General features: G+C 65.0%; 19 protein-coding genes. 15 read left to right on the top strand and 4 right to left on the bottom strand.

Annotated elements, in window-relative coordinates; all coding sequences use genetic code 11:
• Positions 1-87: 87 nt before the first annotated feature.
• The 15 genes from ccmA to IN820_RS01005 all read left to right on the top strand — a co-directional run bounded on the left by ccmA (position 88) and on the right by IN820_RS01005 (position 13,364).
• Entirely contained in the window at positions 88-723 is a 636-nt protein-coding gene (gene ccmA / locus IN820_RS01075; RefSeq protein ID WP_193679194.1) for a cytochrome c biogenesis heme-transporting ATPase CcmA, read from the top strand.
• Positions 720-1,391, top strand: a complete 672-nt coding sequence (gene ccmB, locus IN820_RS01070; protein ID WP_193679193.1) for a heme exporter protein CcmB — start codon at positions 720-722, stop codon at positions 1,389-1,391. Before ccmA ends, ccmB begins: the two co-directional genes overlap by 4 nt.
• A 92-nt stretch (positions 1,392-1,483) precedes the next feature.
• On the top strand, positions 1,484-2,239 hold the full coding sequence (locus tag IN820_RS01065; RefSeq protein ID WP_193679192.1) for a heme ABC transporter permease: 756 nt from the start codon (positions 1,484-1,486) through the stop codon (positions 2,237-2,239).
• Complete coding sequence (ccmD, locus tag IN820_RS01060) at positions 2,236-2,412, top strand: heme exporter protein CcmD (protein ID WP_193679191.1); 177 nt, start codon at positions 2,236-2,238, stop codon at positions 2,410-2,412. The genes IN820_RS01065 and ccmD overlap by 4 nt, the downstream gene beginning before the upstream one ends.
• Positions 2,409-2,876, top strand: coding sequence for a cytochrome c maturation protein CcmE (gene ccmE, locus IN820_RS01055; protein WP_193679190.1), 468 nt, complete (start codon positions 2,409-2,411; stop codon positions 2,874-2,876). Before ccmD ends, ccmE begins: the two co-directional genes overlap by 4 nt.
• A complete protein-coding gene (locus IN820_RS01050; RefSeq protein ID WP_193679189.1) occupies positions 2,873-4,846 on the top strand; it encodes a heme lyase CcmF/NrfE family subunit in 1,974 nt (657 codons plus the stop codon). The genes ccmE and IN820_RS01050 overlap by 4 nt, the downstream gene beginning before the upstream one ends.
• A gap of 1 nt (position 4,847) precedes the next feature.
• On the top strand, positions 4,848-5,378 hold the full coding sequence (locus tag IN820_RS01045; RefSeq protein WP_193679188.1) for a DsbE family thiol:disulfide interchange protein: 531 nt from the start codon (positions 4,848-4,850) through the stop codon (positions 5,376-5,378).
• Positions 5,375-5,848 (top strand): cytochrome c-type biogenesis protein, encoded by a 474-nt coding sequence (locus tag IN820_RS01040; protein WP_193679187.1) that lies wholly within the window; start codon positions 5,375-5,377, stop codon positions 5,846-5,848. Before IN820_RS01045 ends, IN820_RS01040 begins: the two co-directional genes overlap by 4 nt.
• Complete coding sequence (gene ccmI / locus IN820_RS01035) at positions 5,845-7,059, top strand: c-type cytochrome biogenesis protein CcmI (RefSeq protein ID WP_193679186.1); 1,215 nt, start codon at positions 5,845-5,847, stop codon at positions 7,057-7,059. Before IN820_RS01040 ends, ccmI begins: the two co-directional genes overlap by 4 nt.
• A gap of 25 nt (positions 7,060-7,084) precedes the next feature.
• Entirely contained in the window at positions 7,085-7,528 is a 444-nt protein-coding gene (locus IN820_RS01030) for a hypothetical protein (protein ID WP_376779344.1), read from the top strand.
• A gap of 188 nt (positions 7,529-7,716) precedes the next feature.
• Positions 7,717-8,013, top strand: coding sequence for a flagellar protein FliT (gene fliT / locus IN820_RS01025; protein WP_193679184.1), 297 nt, complete (start codon positions 7,717-7,719; stop codon positions 8,011-8,013).
• Positions 8,014-8,395: 382 nt separating this feature from the next.
• Complete coding sequence (locus IN820_RS01020) at positions 8,396-9,865, top strand: sigma-54 dependent transcriptional regulator (RefSeq protein WP_193679183.1); 1,470 nt, start codon at positions 8,396-8,398, stop codon at positions 9,863-9,865.
• 180 nt (positions 9,866-10,045) lie between these two features.
• Positions 10,046-11,233, top strand: coding sequence for a sensor histidine kinase (locus tag IN820_RS01015; protein WP_408005178.1), 1,188 nt, complete (start codon positions 10,046-10,048; stop codon positions 11,231-11,233).
• A gap of 5 nt (positions 11,234-11,238) precedes the next feature.
• Positions 11,239-12,636, top strand: coding sequence for a sigma-54-dependent transcriptional regulator (locus IN820_RS01010; protein WP_193679182.1), 1,398 nt, complete (start codon positions 11,239-11,241; stop codon positions 12,634-12,636).
• A gap of 62 nt (positions 12,637-12,698) precedes the next feature.
• Positions 12,699-13,364, top strand: coding sequence for a thiopurine S-methyltransferase (locus tag IN820_RS01005; RefSeq protein ID WP_193679181.1), 666 nt, complete (start codon positions 12,699-12,701; stop codon positions 13,362-13,364).
• A 123-nt stretch (positions 13,365-13,487) separates the two neighbouring features.
• Here IN820_RS01005 and IN820_RS01000 read toward each other — a convergent pair whose 3' ends face one another.
• The 4 genes from IN820_RS01000 to IN820_RS00985 form a co-directional block, all read right to left on the bottom strand.
• A complete protein-coding gene (locus tag IN820_RS01000) occupies positions 13,488-14,132 on the bottom strand; it encodes a DUF2959 domain-containing protein (RefSeq protein WP_193679180.1) in 645 nt (214 codons plus the stop codon).
• A gap of 84 nt (positions 14,133-14,216) precedes the next feature.
• The gene (gene htpX / locus IN820_RS00995; protein WP_193679179.1) at positions 14,217-15,089 is read right to left on the bottom strand and encodes a protease HtpX; all 873 of its coding nucleotides are present in this window, start codon (positions 15,087-15,089) and stop codon (positions 14,217-14,219) included.
• An 88-nt stretch (positions 15,090-15,177) separates the two neighbouring features.
• The gene (locus IN820_RS00990; protein WP_193679178.1) at positions 15,178-15,648 is read right to left on the bottom strand and encodes a hypothetical protein; all 471 of its coding nucleotides are present in this window, start codon (positions 15,646-15,648) and stop codon (positions 15,178-15,180) included.
• Between the two features lie 3 nt (positions 15,649-15,651).
• Positions 15,652-16,863 (bottom strand): pyridoxal phosphate-dependent aminotransferase, encoded by a 1,212-nt coding sequence (locus IN820_RS00985; protein WP_193679177.1) that lies wholly within the window; start codon positions 16,861-16,863, stop codon positions 15,652-15,654.
• Positions 16,864-17,123: the final 260 nt, after the last annotated feature.

Here is a 17,123-nt window from a genome sequence, read left to right as displayed (position 1 = left end):
GCAAGGGTTGCCATGTATAATTCCGGCCGCCCGGGGCTGTCGCTGAGTATAGCGGCCGGGCCTTTTTCATCTTGAGGTGTCGCCAGCGTGTCAACTCCCTTTCTCGAAGCTGTGGCGCTCGCCTGCGAGCGGGATTGGCGTCTGCTCTTCGACAAGCTCGATCTGCGCCTCGAGAGCGGGGAAATGCTGCAGATATCCGGGCCCAACGGCAGCGGCAAGACCAGCCTGCTGCGTCTGCTTTCCGGCCTGATGCAGCCGACCGCCGGGCAGGTGCTGCTCAAGGGCCAGCCACTCGAAGCCCAGCGCAGCGAGCTGGCACGCAACCTGGTGTGGATCGGCCATGCGGCTGGCATCAAGGGCCTGCTGACCGCGGAGGAAAACCTCACCTGGCTCTGCGCGCTGCATCAGCCGGCCAGCCGCGAGGCGATCTGGCAGGCGCTCGCTGCCGTAGGACTGCGTGGTTTCGAGGACGTGCCGTGCCATACGCTTTCCGCCGGGCAGCAGCGCCGCGTCGGTCTGGCGCGCCTGTACCTCTCGGCGCCGCCGCTGTGGATTCTCGACGAGCCGTTCACTGCGCTCGACAAGCACGGCGTCGCCCAACTGGAACGTCACCTGGCAAACCATTGCGAACAAGGCGGCCTGGTGGTGCTGACCACGCACCACAGCCTGCTGGAGAAGCCCGCCGGTTATCGTGAACTGGACCTCGGGCAGCGGGCCGCATGAGCAGCGTGTTCACCCTCCTGCTGAAGCGCGAGACGCGCCTGCTGTTCCGCCGCCCGGCCGAGCTGGCCAACCCGCTGGTGTTCTTCGCCATCGTCATCGCGCTGTTCCCTTTGGCGGTGGGGCCGGAAAGCCAACTGTTGCAAACGATTTCCCCTGGGTTGGTCTGGGTGGCGGCGCTGTTGGCCGTGCTGCTCTCGCTGGACGGGCTTTTCCGCAGTGATTTCGAGGACGGTTCGCTCGAGCAGTGGGTCGTTTCGCCGCACCCCCTCGCGCTTCTGGTGCTCGCCAAGGTACTGGCACACTGGGCTTTCTCCGGTCTGGCGCTGGTGCTGCTGGCACCGCTGCTGGGGTTGATGCTCGGCCTGCCGCTCGGCGCCATGCCGGTGCTGCTGCTCTCGCTGCTGCTGGGCACGCCGATTCTGAGTCTGCTGGGCGCGGTCGGCGCGGCCCTGACGGTGGGGCTCAAGCGCGGCGGTTTGCTGCTGGCGCTGCTGATCCTGCCGCTGTACATCCCGGTCCTCATTCTCGGCAGCGGAGCGCTGCAGGCGGCATTGCAGGGATTGCCGGCGATCGGTCATCTATTATGGCTGGCTAGCCTGACCGCTCTGGCGGTTACGCTTACGCCCTTTGCGATAGCCGCCGGGCTGAAGATCAGCGTCGGCGAATAGCGGTACATAACGATGGCCGGGGCACACATCCGGCCGATGAAGTGATTGCCGAGGCCTGGCGCGTCAGGTTTCGCTGAACGATGAGTCATCCGATGAACTGGACATGGTTTCACAAGCTGGGTTCCCCCAAGTGGTTCTACGAGATCAGCGGCCGCTGGCTGCCCTGGCTGGCCTGGGCGGCGGCGATACTGGTGAGCGTCGGCGTGGTCTGGGGCCTGGCCTTCGCGCCCGAGGACTACCAGCAGGGCAACAGTTTCCGGATCATCTACATCCACGTGCCGGCGGCGTTCCTCGCTCAGTCGGTCTACGTGATGCTGGCGGTGGCCGGCGTGGTCGGGCTGGTGTGGAAGATGAAGCTCGCCGATGTCGCGTTGCAGCAGGCCGCGCCGATCGGCGCCTGGATGACCTTCATCGCGCTGCTCACCGGCGCGGTGTGGGGCAAGCCGACCTGGGGCGCCTGGTGGGTCTGGGATGCGCGCCTGACCTCGATGCTGATCCTGCTGTTCCTGTACTTCGGCGTCATCGCCCTGGGCCAGGCGATCAGCAATCGTGACAGCGCGGCCAAGGCCTGCGCGGTACTGGCCATCGTCGGCGTGGTGAATATCCCGATCATCAAGTATTCGGTGGAGTGGTGGAACACGTTGCACCAGCCCGCCACCTTCAAGGTCACCGAGAAGCCGGCGATGCCGATGGAGATGTGGCTGCCGCTGCTGGTGATGGTCCTCGGCTTCTACTGCTTCTTCGCCGCCGTGCTGCTGATGCGCATGCGCCTGGACGTGCTGCGCCGCGAGTCGCGGGCCAGCTGGGTGAAGAGCGAGATCAAATCTCTGGTGGGGAAAAGCGCGTGAATTTTTCATCCTTCGCCGATTTCGTCGCCATGGGCAATCATGGCGTGTACGTCTGGACCTCCTATGGCATCAGCCTGGCGGTACTGATTCTCAACGTTGCGCTGCCAATCCTGGCACGCCGGCGTTACCTGCAAGATGAGGCGCGCCGTTTGCGCCGGGAGGAGTTGAAGTGAATCCGCTGCGCAAGAAGCGTCTGTTCATCGTGCTGGCGATTCTCGCCGGCGTGGGTATCGCCGTGGCGCTGGCGTTGTCTGCTTTGCAGCAGAACATCAACCTGTTCTACACGCCAAGCCAGATCGCCGCCGGTGAAGCACCGGAAGGCACCCGCATCCGAGCCGGCGGCCTGGTCGAGGAGGGCTCGGTGCAGCGCACCAACGATTCGCTGAGCGTGGCCTTCCGCGTCACCGACGGTGCCGAAACGGTGACCATCACCTACCAGGGCATCCTCCCGGACCTGTTCCGCGAAGGGCAGGGCATCGTCGCGCTCGGCCGGGTCAATGCCGACGGCGTGCTGGTCGCCGACGAGGTGCTGGCCAAGCACGATGAGAACTACATGCCACCGGAAGTCACCCAGGCGCTCGAGAAGAGCGGCATGATGAAGCACTACGAGGGCGGCAAGCAGGAGTACGCGAAATGATTCCAGAGCTCGGCCATCTGGCGATGATCCTCGCGCTGTGCCTGGCGGTGGTCCAGGCCACGTTTCCGCTGATTGGCGCCTGGCGCGGCGACAGGCTGTGGATGGGGCTGGCGCAGCCGGCCGCCTGGGGCCAGTTCGCCTTTCTCGGCTTCTCCTTCGCCTGCTTGACCTACGCCTTCATGGTCGACGATTTCTCCGTGGCCTATGTCGCGCAGAACTCCAACAGCGCCTTGCCCTGGTATTACAAATTCAGCGCGGTCTGGGGCGCCCACGAGGGGTCCCTGCTGCTCTGGGCCTTTATCCTCGGTGGCTGGACGTTCGCCGTGGCGATCTTCTCCCGTCAGTTGCCGGAAGACATGCTGGCCCGCGTGCTGGGCGTGATGGGGCTCATCAGCATCGGTTTCCTGCTGTTCCTGATCGTCACGTCCAATCCCTTCGAGCGGTTGTTGCCGCAGTCGCCGATGGACGGCCGCGATCTCAATCCGCTGCTGCAGGACTTCGGTCTGATCGTGCATCCGCCCATGCTCTACATGGGTTACGTCGGTTTCTCCGTGGCCTTCGCCTTCGCCATCGCCGCCTTGCTCGGCGGCCGTCTGGACGCCGCCTGGGCGCGCTGGTCGCGGCCGTGGACGCTGGTGGCCTGGGCTTTCCTCGGTCTGGGTATCGCGCTGGGCTCCTGGTGGGCCTATTACGAGCTGGGCTGGGGCGGTTGGTGGTTCTGGGACCCGGTGGAGAACGCTTCCTTCATGCCATGGCTGGTCGGCACTGCGCTGATCCACTCGCTGGCCGTCACCGAGAAGCGTGGGGTATTCAAGAGCTGGACCGTGCTGCTGGCCATTGCCGCCTTTTCGTTGAGCCTGCTCGGGACCTTCCTGGTGCGCTCCGGCGTGCTGACCTCGGTGCATGCCTTCGCCACCGACCCCGAGCGCGGCGTGTTCATCCTGGCCTTCCTGCTGCTGGTGGTGGGCGGTTCGCTGACGCTGTTCGCGCTACGCGCGCCGGTGGTCAAGAGCCAGATCGGATTCGGCTTGTGGTCGCGTGAAACGTTGCTGTTGGTGAACAATCTGCTGCTGGTGGTGGCCACCGCGATGATCCTGCTCGGTACGCTCTACCCGCTGCTGCTCGATGCCTTGTCGGGGGCCAAGCTGTCGGTCGGACCACCGTACTTCAATGCCATGTTCGTGCCGCTGATCGGGGCGCTGATGCTGACGCTGGGCGTGGGCATCATGGTGCGCTGGAAGGACACGCCGCTGAAATGGTTGGCCGGCATGCTCACGCCGGTACTGATCGGCAGTGTGATCATCGGCGGTGTCGGTTCACTGGTCTTCGGTGACTTCAATTGGGCCGTGCTGGCCGTGTGTCTGCTGGCTGCCTGGGTGGTGGTCGCCAGCATCCGTGACCTGCTCGACAAGACTCGTCACAAGGGGCTGCTGAAAGGCGTACGGAGCCTGGCGCCGAGCTACTGGGGCATGCACCTGGCGCATCTCGGCCTGGCCGCCTGCGCCATGGGGGTGGTGCTCACCAGCCACCAGAGCGCCGAGCGCGACCTGCGCCTGGCCCCGGGCGAGTCGCTGGAACTGGGCGGCTACCACTTCGTCTTCGAGGGCGCGGTCCACCACGAAGGGCCGAACTTCACCTCCGACAAGGCGACCATCCGCGTGCTCGATGGCGACAGGCAGGTCGCCGTGCTGCATCCGGAAAAGCGCCTGTACACCGTGCAGCAGATGCCCATGACCGAGGCCGGTATCGATGCCGGCTTCACCCGTGATCTCTACGTCGCGCTCGGCGAGCCGCTGGGCGATGGCGCCTGGGCCGTGCGGGTGCATATCAAGCCCTTCGTCCGCTGGATCTGGCTGGGCGGCCTGATGATGGCCCTTGGCGGCGTGCTGGCGGCCAGTGACCGGCGCTACCGGATCAAGGTGAAAACCCGGGTGCGCGAAGCGCTGGGCCTGGCGGCGCAAGGAGCCTGACGTGAAAAGACTGTTGATGTTGCTGCCGCTGGCGATCTTCCTGGTCGTCGCGGTGTTTCTCTACCGGGGCCTGTTTCTCGACCCGTCCGAGTTGCCTTCGGCCTTGATCGGCAAGCCGCTGCCGGCGTTCTCGTTGCCATCGGTGGAGGACGAACAGCGCCTGGTCACGGATGCGGATCTGAAGGGCAAGCCGGCGCTGGTCAACGTGTGGGCAACCTGGTGCGTCGCCTGCAAGGTGGAGCATCCGGTGTTGAACCGCCTGGCGGAGCAGGGCGTGGTGATCTATGGGGTCAATTACAAGGACGACAATGCCTCCGCACGGAAATGGCTGCGTGAGTTCCATGATCCCTACCAGTTGAATATCCGCGACGAGCGGGGCACGCTCGGATTGGACCTGGGCGTCTACGGCGCGCCGGAAACCTTCCTCATCGACAAGCAGGGCATCATCCGCCACAAGTTCGTCGGTGTGATCGATGAGCGTGTCTGGCGCGAGCAACTGGCGGCGCTCTATCAGGAGCTGGTGGACGAATGAAACGACTGATCCGCGGCGCTTTGTTCGGCCTGTTCCTCGCCACGACCGTCCATGCCGCCATCGATACCTACGAGTTCAAGGACGAAGCCGAACGCGAGCGCTATCGCACGCTGACCGAGGAGCTGCGCTGCCCGAAGTGCCAGAACCAGAACATCGCCGATTCCAACGCGCCGATCGCCATGGACCTGCGCCAGGAAATCTTCCGCATGCTCGACGAAGGGCGGAGCAACGAGCAGATCGTCGATTATCTGGTGGCGCGCTATGGCGACTTCGTGCGCTACAAGCCACCGGTGAATGCCAAGACCTTCCTGCTCTGGTACGGCCCTGCGGGCCTGCTGGCGCTGGGCTTCGGCGTGCTCGCCGTGATCCTCGTGCGGCGCCGTCGGGTCGAGAATGCTCCGACATCGAACACCCTTTCCGAGGCCGAGCGCGAACGCCTCGCCAAGCTGCTGGATAAAAAAGACTCATGACCGATTTCTGGATCGCTGCCGGCGCATTGCTGCTGGTGGCCTTGGCTTTTCTGCTGCTGCCCATCCTGCGTGGCCGTCGTGCCCAGGCCGAGGAAGACCGTACCGCACTCAACGTGGCCCTGTACGAGGAGCGTCTGGCCGAACTGGCTGCCCAGCATGCCGCCGGCACGCTGAGCGCCGAGCAAATGGACGCGGGGCGTGCCGACGCTGCGCGTGAGCTGCTGGAAGATACCGAGGGTAGCGACACGCCACGGGTCGCCAGGCTCGGACGCAGCGCGCCGCTGGTGGCGGCCGTGCTGGTGCCCCTGATCGGCTATGGGCTCTACCTGCACTGGGGTTCCAGCGACAAGCTGGAGCTGGCCCGCCAGTTCAGCGAGCAGCCGCGCACCATCGAGGAAATGACCGCCCGCCTCGAGCAGGCCGTGCAGGCACAGCCGGATTCGGCCGAGGCCTGGTACTTCCTCGGGCGCACCTACATGAACCAGGAGCGCCCCGCCGATGCGGCCAAGGCCTTCGAACGTGTCGTCGCGCTTGCCGGGCGCCAGCCGGAACTGCTCGGGCAGTGGGCTCAGGCGCTGTACTTCGCGCGCGATCGTCAGTGGTCCGCTGAACTGCAGACACTCACCGACGACGCGCTCAAAGGGGATCCAGAGGAGGTGACCAGCCTCGGACTGCTGGGCATCGCGGCCTTCGAGGAGAAGCGTTATCAGGATGCGGTGCGCTTCTGGGAGCAACTGGTCGCGGCCCTGCCCGAGGAAGATCCATCCCGTGAAGCCATCCGTGGGGGCATCGCGCGGGCGCGCGAGCAGTTGGGCGAACCGGCGGGCGCTCCACAGGAGCAGCAGCCCGCAGCCGAACCCGCTGCGGTAACGCTGCAGGTCGATGTTGCGCTGGACCCGCAGGTGGCAAAGGACGTTTCGCCCGAGGACAGCGTCTTCGTCTTCGCGCGTGCGGTGTCGGGGCCGGCGATTCCGCTGGCTGCCAAACGCCTGACGGTTGCCGATCTGCCGGCCAGCATCAGCCTGGGTGATGCCGACGCGATGATGCCCTCGCTCAAGCTGTCCAGCTTCGGCCAGGTCACCCTCGTGGCGCGGGTGTCCCGCGAGGGCAACGCAACCAAAGGCGAGTGGGTGGGTCAAAGCCAGGCGCTGGAAACTACCGGCGACCAAACCAGGGTGAGCCTGGTCATCGATCGGGCCGAAACGCCCTGACATTCGAACTCGGACGAGGCTGGAGATGAACGTGATGGCCCCAGCAATTTCGCATTCGCTCGAGGCGTTCGGCCAGCGGGCTGCGATGCTGGGGCTGGCGCTCCTGCTCGGGGCCTGTGCGGGGACGCCCTACGATACCTCGCCGCAAACGCCGCCTGCCAAGCCGGAACCACAGGAGGAGCCGGCGCCCAGTGGGCCGGTCATTGCCCCGCCACCGATCCAGGCGCCGCCGGCGCCACGCCCGCCGGCCACCCAGAAGAGCCATCCGCGCTACGCTCCGCCACCTCATGTGGCTGCGCACTGGGATAACCGCCTGGGTGTCTATGTCGTCGAGGGACGCGACCTGTTCTACCGCGAGCGCCTGTACTACCGTTGGGATGGCGATTGGTACTGTTCGGGCCGTCCTGACGGGCCGTGGGAACCGGTCGCTCCGCCCAGCGTTCCTCCGGGGTTGCGCGAGCGCTACTGACCGGGTCCGGCTTGCCCATTACGCCGTCCAGGCCCACGGCACGCATCGGTAACGCTGCGAACTTTTTCCGGCTCCCGGCTAAAGGCCCGGTGGCCGTTGCCGATACAGGAAACAGCAGTATCGGTGTTGCAACATTTCAGCTGGGTCGGCATCAGCCGCCGCAACGGGCCTGTGCCCCGGAGTCGATCATGAATGCTTCCGTCAAGCGCCTCGAAGAAACCGGCAGTGCATTGCGCGATGCGCTGGCGCAGCAGGATTGGGCCGCCATAAGCATGCTCGACCGCGAATGCCGTCAGGCCGTGGAGGAGGCCATGCAGCAGCCTTCGCGTGACGAAGCCGTGATTCGCCAGCGTCTTCAGGAGCTGCTGGGGCTTTATCGCGAGCTGGTGACTACCTGCCAGACCGAGCAGCGCCGTATCGCTGGCGAACTGCTGCAGTTGAATCAGTCCCAGCAAGGCGCCAAGGTTTACCGGCTGTTCGGTTGAGCCCTGCCGCTGCGCGGCGCCCAGGCCGTCGGCCACTGCTTCCTCTCCCTCTCGGTGTCCATCGTTACCGCTCCTGGATCGGGTCGGCGGTGATTCGGCGTTAAATCATTTCAAAATCTATGGCATTATTGAGCCACCAAGCTGGGCGCGTTAGTCTCCATAGCGCTGCAGCGTCGACTTTACATGCGTAGCAGCGATTAGGCGGCCCTTGCTGCAAAACGCTGTTTTTTTGCTTGTTCGTTGGTTATTGATTCACGCCATAAATTTGACTCAGTTCGTTTTTTCATTAACCTAGTCGCCATCTGCCGTTGGTGTGATCGCCTTTCTTCCATGGATGCGAGCGCAGGCTTTCTTTTCAGCCTTTTAGAGCCCTATAAACAAGATGTGGCGTGAAACCAAGATTTTGTTGATAGACGATGATTGTGACCGCCGCCGCGACCTGGCGGTCATTCTGAATTTTCTCAGTGAAGATCATCTGGCCTGTTCCAGCAATGAATGGCAGGACGCCGTCGCACCGCTGGAGTCCAGTCGCGCCGTCATCGGCGTGATGCTCGGCGAAGTCGCCGCCAAGGGCGGTGTCGTCGAGCTGATCAAGCAGATGGGCAAGTGGGACGAAAACGTGCCGCTGATGCTGATCGGCGAGCCGGCACCGGCGGACTGGCCGGAGGAGTTGCGTCGCCGCGTGTTGACCAGTCTGGAAATGCCGCCCAGCTACAACAAGCTGCTCGATTCCCTGCACCGGGCCCAGATCTATCGCGAGATGTACGACCAGGCCAGGTCGCGCAGCCGGCAACGCGAGCCCAACCTGTTCCGCAGCCTGGTGGGCACCAGCCGTGCCGTGCAGCATGTGCGGCAGATGATGCAGCAGGTGGCCGACACCGAAGCCAGCGTGCTGATCCTTGGCGAGTCCGGTACCGGCAAGGAAGTCGTCGCACGCAACCTGCACTACCATTCCAAGCGCCGCCAGGGCCCGTTCGTGCCGGTCAACTGTGGTGCGATTCCGGCCGAGTTGCTGGAAAGCGAGCTCTTCGGCCATGAGAAAGGCGCCTTCACCGGGGCGATCACGGCACGTTCCGGGCGCTTCGAGCTGGCCGAGGGCGGCACCCTGTTTCTCGACGAGATCGGCGACATGCCGCTGCCGATGCAGGTCAAGCTGCTGCGCGTGCTGCAGGAACGCACCTTCGAGCGTGTCGGCAGCAACCGTACGCAGAACGCCGACGTGCGGATCATCGCGGCCACCCACAAGGACCTCGAGAAGATGATCGAGGCGGGCACCTTCCGCGAGGACCTCTACTACCGCCTGAACGTCTTCCCCATCGAGATGGCGCCGCTGCGCGAGCGGGTCGAGGACATTCCCCTGCTGATGAACGAGTTGATCTCGCGCATGGAGCACGAGAAGCGCGGTTCGATTCGCTTCAACTCGGCCGCCATCATGTCGCTCTGCCGGCACGACTGGCCGGGTAACGTGCGTGAACTGGCCAATCTCGTCGAACGCATGGCGATCATGCATCCCTATGGGGTCATCGGGGTGATGGAGCTGCCGAAGAAGTTCCGTCATGTCGATGACGATGACGAGCAGTACGCCAGCGGCCTGCATGACGAGATGGAGGAGCGCGCAGCGATCAGCGCCCCGATGGCGGTTCCCGAAGCCCAGGCGATGCTGCCGATCGAAGGGCTCGATCTCAAGGAGTACCTCGGCAACCTGGAACAGGGGCTCATTCACCAGGCCCTGGAAGATGCCGGTGGCGTGGTGGCGCGGGCCGCCGAGCGCCTGCGTATCCGTCGCACCACGCTGGTGGAGAAGATGCGCAAGTACGGCATGAGCCGGCGCGACGACGACAGCGGCGAATAGCGCTCGCAGTGAATTCGCAGCGGGCCGCCGCGATGGTGGCCTCGCTTTGATATCAGCTTTCCGTTCCGATTACCGCGGTGGGTCGCGCCGGCTTCCGCCCGGTTTCATCTCCCTTGTCGGCGGCACGAAGATTGCTCCGCTCACTCGACCGACCATCTTTTGACAGGCGCGAGTGAGACAGTGAATTCCGTCACCAGCCGATCCGCAGACCCGCTCGAGCTAGCCCGCGCGCACGAGCTGACCCAGTCCCTCGAGCTGTTTCGCCAGATGTCCGGGCAACTGGGCGAGTCCCAGGGGCTTCTGCAGGCGCGTGTCGTCGAACTCAAGGGGCAGCTCGCCGAGGCCAGCGCGCAGCGCCGGCGGGAACTCGAGGAAAAGGAGAGGCTGGCTCTACGCTTGCAGAACGTGCTGGACCTGCTACCGGGAGGGGTCATCGTGATCGACGGGCATGGGGTGGTGCGCGAGGCCAATCCGGTGGCGCTGGAGCTGCTCGGCGAGCCTCTGGAGGGTGCGCTGTGGCGTGACGTCATCGCCCGCAGCTTCGCGCCGCGCAAGGACGACGGTCACGAAATCTCGTTGCGCAACGGCCGCCGCCTGTCGATCGCCACGCGCTCGCTCAGCGGCGAGCCCGGCCAACTGGTACTGCTGACCGACCTCACCGAAACACGGCGTTTGCAGGACCAGTTGGCGCGCCACGAGCGCTTGTCCTCGCTCGGGCGCATGGTGGCTTCCCTTGCCCACCAGATCCGCACGCCACTATCGACCGCGCTGCTCTATGCCAGTCACCTGGAGGAGGGCGGTCTCAGCGGCGAGCAGCAGCAACGCTTCGCCGGCCGGCTGAAGGATCGCCTGCACGAGCTGGAGCACCAGGTGCGCGACATGCTGATCTTCGCCCGCGGCGACCTGCCGCTGGACGATCGCGTGAGCCCATCGGCGCTGCTGACGGCGCTGCGGGCCGCGGCAGAGCCACGGTTGCGAGGCGTGGGGTTGCGCTGGCAGTGCGACGTACATGGCACCGAGCTGCTCTGCAATCGTGACACGCTGGTCGGTGCTCTGCTGAATCTGGTCGAAAACGCGCTGCAGGCCGCTGGCAGCGAGCTGCGCATGAAGGTCCATGCCTATCGCCGCGGTTCCATGCTGCGGCTGTGCGTCAGCGACAACGGCCACGGCATCGATGGCGCCACGCTGGCGCGTCTCGGCGAGCCGTTCTTCACCACCAAGACCACCGGCACCGGGCTCGGGCTGGCGGTGGTCAAGGCGGTCGCAAGGGCCCATCGGGGCGAATTGCAGTTGCGCTCGCGTCCGGGGCGCGGAACCTGTGCCTTGCTGACGCTGCCACTGATCGCCGTCGAGCGGAAGCCGGAGTGACCCGTATGACCGCCAAGATTCTGCTGGTCGAAGATGACCGCGCGCTGCGCGAGGCCCTCGGCGACACCCTGCAATTGGGGGGCTATGACCACCGTGCCGTCGATTGCGCCGAGGCGGCGCTGATCGCCTTGCAGGAGGAACCGTTCGACCTGGTCATCAGCGATGTGAACATGCCCGGCATGGACGGCCACGAGCTGCTGGGCCTGATCCGGCAGCGCCATCCGCAGTTGCCGGTGCTGCTGATGACGGCTTACGGCGCCGTGGCCAGGGCCGTCGACGCGATGCGCCAGGGGGCAGCGGATTATCTGGTCAAGCCGTTCGAGCCGAAAACCCTGCTCGAACTGCTGGCCCTGCATGTCAATGGCCGCCTCGGTGCCGGCGAACTGGAGGGGCCGGTGGCTTGCGAGCCGGCCAGCCAGCAATTGCTGAGCCTTGCCGCGCGGGTTGCGCAGAGCGACTCGACGGTGCTGATTTCCGGCGAGTCGGGTACCGGCAAGGAAGTGCTGGCGTGCTACATCCACCAGCAGTCGCCGCGAGCCGGCAAGCCGTTCATCGCCATCAACTGCGCCGCGATTCCGGACAACATGCTGGAGGCGACGCTGTTCGGCCACGAGAAGGGCGCGTTCACCGGTGCCATTGCCAGCCAGCCGGGCAAGTTCGAGCTGGCCGACGGCGGCACGTTGCTGCTCGACGAGATATCCGAGATGCCGCTGGCCTTGCAGGCCAAGCTGCTGCGCGTGCTGCAGGAGCGGGAAGTGGAGCGGGTCGGTGCGCGCAAACCGATCGCGCTGGATATCCGCGTGCTGGCCACCACCAATCGCGATCTTGCCGAGGAGGTGGCGGCCGGGCGTTTCCGCGAGGATCTGTTTTATCGCCTTTCCGTCTTCCCCCTGGCCTGGCCGCCGTTGCGTCAGCGTCCGGCCGATATCCTGCCGCTGGCCGAACGCATGCTTGCCAGCCACGCCAGGAAGATGCGCCAGATTCCGCCGCGGTTTTCGCCCGAGGCGCAACGCTGCCTGCTGGATCACGCCTGGCCGGGCAACGTGCGCGAGCTGGACAATGCCATCCAGCGGGCGCTGATTCTCCAGCAGGGCGGCCAGATCCAGCCGCACGACCTTTGCCTGGGTGCGTCGGTCGGCCTGGCGAGCATGCCGGCCACGCCAGCGCCGCCAGCGCGGACGATGGCGACGCCAGCCTTGCCGGTGGCCGAAGCGGGTGGGGTGCTGGGCGATGACCTGCGTCGTCGCGAGTTCCAGCTGATCATCGATACCCTGCGCGCCGAGCGCGGCCGGCGCAAGGAGACCGCCGACCGCCTGGGCATCAGCGCGCGCACGCTGCGCTACAAGCTGGCGCAGATGCGCGATGCCGGGATGGATGTGGAGGCTTCGCTCTACGCCGGCTGAGCGTGTCTGGATGAGGCGATGCTCTGCTAAGCTGCCGCCATCACGGCGATGGAGAATCCAAAGTGGATGCAGGCTTCTGGCAGGGGCGTTGGGCCCGCAACGAAATCGGTTTTCATCTCGAACAGGTCCATCCCGGGCTGCGCCGTCACTGGCCGCGGCTGGGACTCCCGGAGGGAGCTGGGGTGCTGGTGCCGCTGTGCGGCAAGAGCCTGGATCTCGCCTGGCTCGCAGGCCAAGGCTTCAACGTGCTGGGCGTGGAGTTGAGCGAGAAGGCGGTCGAAGCGTTCTTCGCCGAGCAGCAGCTCGAGGCGGAGATTTCCCAGGCCGGAGCTTTCCGGGTCTATCGCTCGGGCAAATTGGAAATCCGTTGCGGCGATTTCTTCGCGCTCGGCGCCGCCGACGTTGCCGCCTGCCTGGGCGTCTACGACCGCGCCGCCTTGATCGCGCTACCGCCGCCGATGCGCCAGCGCTATGCGGCGCACCTGTCAGCGATCCTGCCGGTTGGCTGCCAGCAACTGCTGGTGACCCTGGATTACGATCAGCAGCAGATGGACGGGCCGCCCTTTGCCGTTGGCGAGGCCGAAGTGAAGGCGCTGTATGCACTCGACTGGCGGGTGGAGCAGCTCGAGGCCAAGGAAGTCCTGGAGCGCAACCCGAAGATGCGCGAGCGGGGATTGCAGCGGCTGGAGGAGCGGTTCTACCGGCTGCGGCGGGGTAGGTTGGGTTGAGCCGCTCAGCGGCGAAGCCCAACGTCTCATCGAAGCCCAGGCCGCGCGATGACCTCACGTATCGCTCGTTGGGCTTCGCTTCGCTCAACCCAACCTACCCTACGTGCTACGTGGGTAAACCGATCAACCTTCCGCCTGCAGGCGTCGGATGAAGGCGTCCGCCTCGTCGATGGCGCGCTGCATGTCGGCCACCAGTTGGTCGACGTTGCTCTGCAGCGAGCGGTATTCACCGTGCAGTGCGCCGATGGCGCGGGCGTTGAGGTTGTGCTTGAGAAACAGGACCTGATCGCGCAATACGCTGAGTACTGGCTCGATACGCTGTTCAGCGGCCTTCATGCGTTGCAGTAGGGTACGGTACTCGGCGCGGGTGCGGCTGAGTTCCTTGGCGCTGGCGGCCTTCAGGCCGGCGTTGCTGTACTGCTTGAGTTCGCCTTCCCATTCCTTGAGCAGGGCGTCGGCGACGTCTTCCACCGCTTCGATGCGGGTCCGCACGTTGCGGGCGCTTGCCACGCTGGCTTCGTATTCGCGATTGAGCGCGTCGTAGCGCTTCTCCAGGTCGCCGCCCCGTACCTCGACGACGCTGCGATAACGCTCCAGGGCGTCCTTGAACTGCTCCTTGGCCTCCTGCTGGGCGTCGCGGGCGTCCTCGACGCGGTCGACGAGAATGTCGCGCTTGTGGATGCCGGCTTTTTCCATCGCCGAGTAATAGGCGCTCTGGCAGCCGCCGAGGGCGAGCAGGGCGCAGCAGGCGAACATGAGTCGGCGCATGGCGATTCCTTGTATGCGGAAAGTTGACAGCATAGACGAACGAAAAGGGCGACTCGCGTCGCCCCTGGTACGTCGGTATCGCGTTTAGCCGCGCTGGCGCAGCGCCTCGATGCGGTCTTCCAGCGGCGGGTGGGTCATGAACAGCCCGGCCAGGCCGTGCTTCAGCGAGCCGTTGATGCCGAACGCCTTGAGGCTGTCGGGCATGTGCACCGGCAGGCCCTGCTCGGCGCGCAGGCGCTGCAGGGCGCCGATCATGGCGCTGGTGCCGGCCAGCTGGGCGCCGGCTTCGTCGGCGCGGTATTCGCGTTTGCGCGAGAACCACATGACGACGATGCTGGCGAGGATGCCCAGTACCAGCTCGGCGAAGATGGTCGCGACGAAGTAGCCGATGCCGTGGCCTTCTTCGTTCTTGAGGATCGCCTTGTCGACGAAGTTGCCGAAGATTCGTGCGAAGAACATCACGAAGGTGTTCACCACGCCCTGGATCAGCGCCAGGGTGACCATGTCGCCATTGGCCACGTGGCCGATCTCGTGGGCCAGGACCGCCTTCACTTCATCCGGCGAGAAACGTTCCAGCAGCCCCTGGCTGACGGCGACCAGGGCATCGTTGCGGTTCCAGCCGGTGGCGAAGGCGTTGGCTTCGTAGGCGGGGAAGATGCCGACTTCGGGCATCTTGATGCCGGCATCGCGCGATAGCTGCTCGACGGTCTGCAACAGCCACTGTTCGTGACGGGTACGTGGCTGGCTGATGATCTCGGTACGGGTGCTCATCTTCGCCATCCATTTGGAGATGAACAGCGAAATCAGCGAGCCGGCGAAGCCGAAAACCGCACAGAAGACCAGCAGGCTGCCGTAATTCTGGCCGGTGTAGCGGTCGACCCCGAGCAGCTTGAGGGTGATGCTGGCGATGACCAGTACCGCAAGGTTGGTGGCCAGGAACAAGAAAATGCGCATCATGTTGCGGCAGACTCCAGGGTAGGAATTGAAGAACGATAGGCTATATAAGGCTCGCCCTTGAGCTATTCAACCGAGCGACTATTTCAAGCTATGTCGCCTGTCCGGCCAGGCTGCCGTGCAAGGCGGCGCCCGACTCGTTCTCGAACAGCAGCCGGGTCAGTCGGGCGATGTGCTCGCCGTGACCGCCCTTCAGCGCCTCGCGAAGCTGGTGGGCGAGGCTGGCATGGATGCGCCGGACGCTGGGCGGCAGATTCTGGTCGCCGGTGGCATGTCCGGGCACGCCGCGGGTCAGGCGCAGGAAGCCTTTTTCGCTGAGTACCGCTTGGTCCAGTGCCTGGAACTGGATGGTGCTTTCGAAGCGCAGATAGCCTTCCTCGGCCAGCCATAGCAGGGCGCCCAGACAGCTCTGGTGGCGCTTGCTGGGCAGGCCGAATTCGTCCGGCTGCTCATGGCCGATGAGATCCTCGACGTACAGCGCGATTTTGCGCGGGAAGGCCTGATAGAGCATCAGCAGGCCGCCCGCCGCATCCTTGTAGAAATCATCGATCTGCAGATCCATCGGTTATTGATGGTACGTCTTGACGAAGTTGCCGATGCGGCCGATGGCCTGCTCCAGGTCGTCGACGCGCGGCAGGGTGACCACGCGGAAGTGATCCGGCCAGGGCCAGTTGAAGGCCGTGCCCTGAACGATCAGCAGTTTCTCGGCCAGCAGCAGGTCGAGCACGAATTTCTCGTCGTTGTGGATCGGGCAGATCTTCGGATCGATCCGCGGGAACGCATACAGCGCGCCCATCGGTTTGACGCAGCTGATGCCGGGAATGTCGTTGAGCAGCTCCCAGGTGCGGTTGCGCTGCTCGAGCAGGCGACCCGGCGGCAGCACCAGGTCGTTGATGCTCTGGTAGCCGCCCAGCGCGGTCTGGATCGCGTGCTGCGCCGGTACGTTGGCGCACAGGCGCATGTTGGCGAGGATGTCCAGGCCTTCGATGTAGCTCTGCGCCTTCTGCTTGGGACCGGAAATCGCCACCCAGCCGGAACGGAAGCCGGCGACGCGATAGGATTTGGACAGGCCGTTGAAGGTCAGGCAAAGCACGTCCGGCGCCAGCGAGGCGGTGGAAACGTGCACGGCGTCGTCGTAGAGGATCTTGTCGTAGATCTCGTCGGAGAACAGCACCAGCCTGTGCTGGCGCGCCAGCTCGACCATGCCCTCCAGCACTTCCTTCGGATAGACCGCGCCGGTGGGGTTGTTCGGGTTGATCAGCACCAGCGCCTTGGTGTTCGGCGTGATCTTGGCCTTGATGTCGGCCAGGTCCGGCCACCAGTTGGCCTGCTCGTCGCACAGGTAGTGCACCGGTTTTCCGCCGGCCAGGCTCACCGCGGCGGTCCACAGCGGATAGTCCGGCGCCGGGATCAGCACCTCGTCGCCGTTGTTGAGCAACGCCTGCATGGACATGACGATCAGCTCGGACACGCCGTTGCCGAGGTAGATGTCCTCGATGCCGACACCTTCCACCTGCTTCTGCTGGTAGTACTGCATGATCGCCTTGCGGGCGCTGAACAGGCCTTTCGAGTCGCTGTAGCCCTGGGCGGTCGGGAGGTTGCGGATCACGTCCTGGAGGATTTCCTCCGGGGCTTCGAAACCGAACGGTGCCGGGTTGCCGATGTTCAGCTTGAGGATGCGATGGCCTTCCTCTTCCAGGCGTTTGGCGTGCCGCAGCACCGGCCCGCGGATGTCGTAGCAGACATTGGCGAGCTTGTTCGATTTACTGACCTGCATGATCCTGAGTGTCCCGAAGTGAAAGCGCGCCAGTTCCGGAAGTGGCTGGCCGCGCCTGGCATGAACCCGGGCGCCTTGGCAGTCGGAAACCCCGCTGCCAGACTAGGCGTCGAAGAGGGACGCATGATACGTGCGGCCCGACCACCGGAAAAGGTACAGATCGGCCTTTTTTGATGGCCCTGTCTGTGTCAAGTGTTGGGGTGGCCCGTAGGGTGGGCTTCAGCCCACCAACGGCGTTCGACCTGGGCTGGACCCGGCCC

Origin of the sequence: Pseudomonas lopnurensis (assembly GCF_015070855.1) — a bacterium.
GTDB lineage: Bacteria > Pseudomonadota > Gammaproteobacteria > Pseudomonadales > Pseudomonadaceae > Stutzerimonas > Stutzerimonas lopnurensis.
This window is presented reverse-complemented; position numbering and strand designations above follow the sequence as displayed.

Bases quoted from the DNA above. Each gene is read 5' to 3' on its own strand.
- ccmB (WP_193679193.1), top strand. From the start codon at position 720: ATGAGCAGCGTGTTCACCCTCCTGCTGAAGCGCGAGACGCGCCTGCTG.
- IN820_RS01065 (WP_193679192.1), top strand. From the start codon at position 1,484: ATGAACTGGACATGGTTTCACAAGCTGGGTTCCCCCAAGTGGTTCTAC.
- IN820_RS01050 (WP_193679189.1), top strand. From the start codon at position 2,873: ATGATTCCAGAGCTCGGCCATCTGGCGATGATCCTCGCGCTGTGCCTG.
- IN820_RS01040 (WP_193679187.1), top strand. From the start codon at position 5,375: ATGAAACGACTGATCCGCGGCGCTTTGTTCGGCCTGTTCCTCGCCACG.
- ccmI (WP_193679186.1), top strand. From the start codon at position 5,845: ATGACCGATTTCTGGATCGCTGCCGGCGCATTGCTGCTGGTGGCCTTG.
- IN820_RS01030 (WP_376779344.1), top strand. From the start codon at position 7,085: ATGAACGTGATGGCCCCAGCAATTTCGCATTCGCTCGAGGCGTTCGGC.
- fliT (WP_193679184.1), top strand. From the start codon at position 7,717: ATGAATGCTTCCGTCAAGCGCCTCGAAGAAACCGGCAGTGCATTGCGC.
- IN820_RS01020 (WP_193679183.1), top strand. From the start codon at position 8,396: ATGTGGCGTGAAACCAAGATTTTGTTGATAGACGATGATTGTGACCGC.
- IN820_RS01010 (WP_193679182.1), top strand. From the start codon at position 11,239: ATGACCGCCAAGATTCTGCTGGTCGAAGATGACCGCGCGCTGCGCGAG.
- IN820_RS01000 (WP_193679180.1), bottom strand. From the start codon at position 14,132: ATGCGCCGACTCATGTTCGCCTGCTGCGCCCTGCTCGCCCTCGGCGGC.
- htpX (WP_193679179.1), bottom strand. From the start codon at position 15,089: ATGATGCGCATTTTCTTGTTCCTGGCCACCAACCTTGCGGTACTGGTC.
- IN820_RS00990 (WP_193679178.1), bottom strand. From the start codon at position 15,648: ATGGATCTGCAGATCGATGATTTCTACAAGGATGCGGCGGGCGGCCTG.
- IN820_RS00985 (WP_193679177.1), bottom strand. From the start codon at position 16,863: ATGCAGGTCAGTAAATCGAACAAGCTCGCCAATGTCTGCTACGACATC.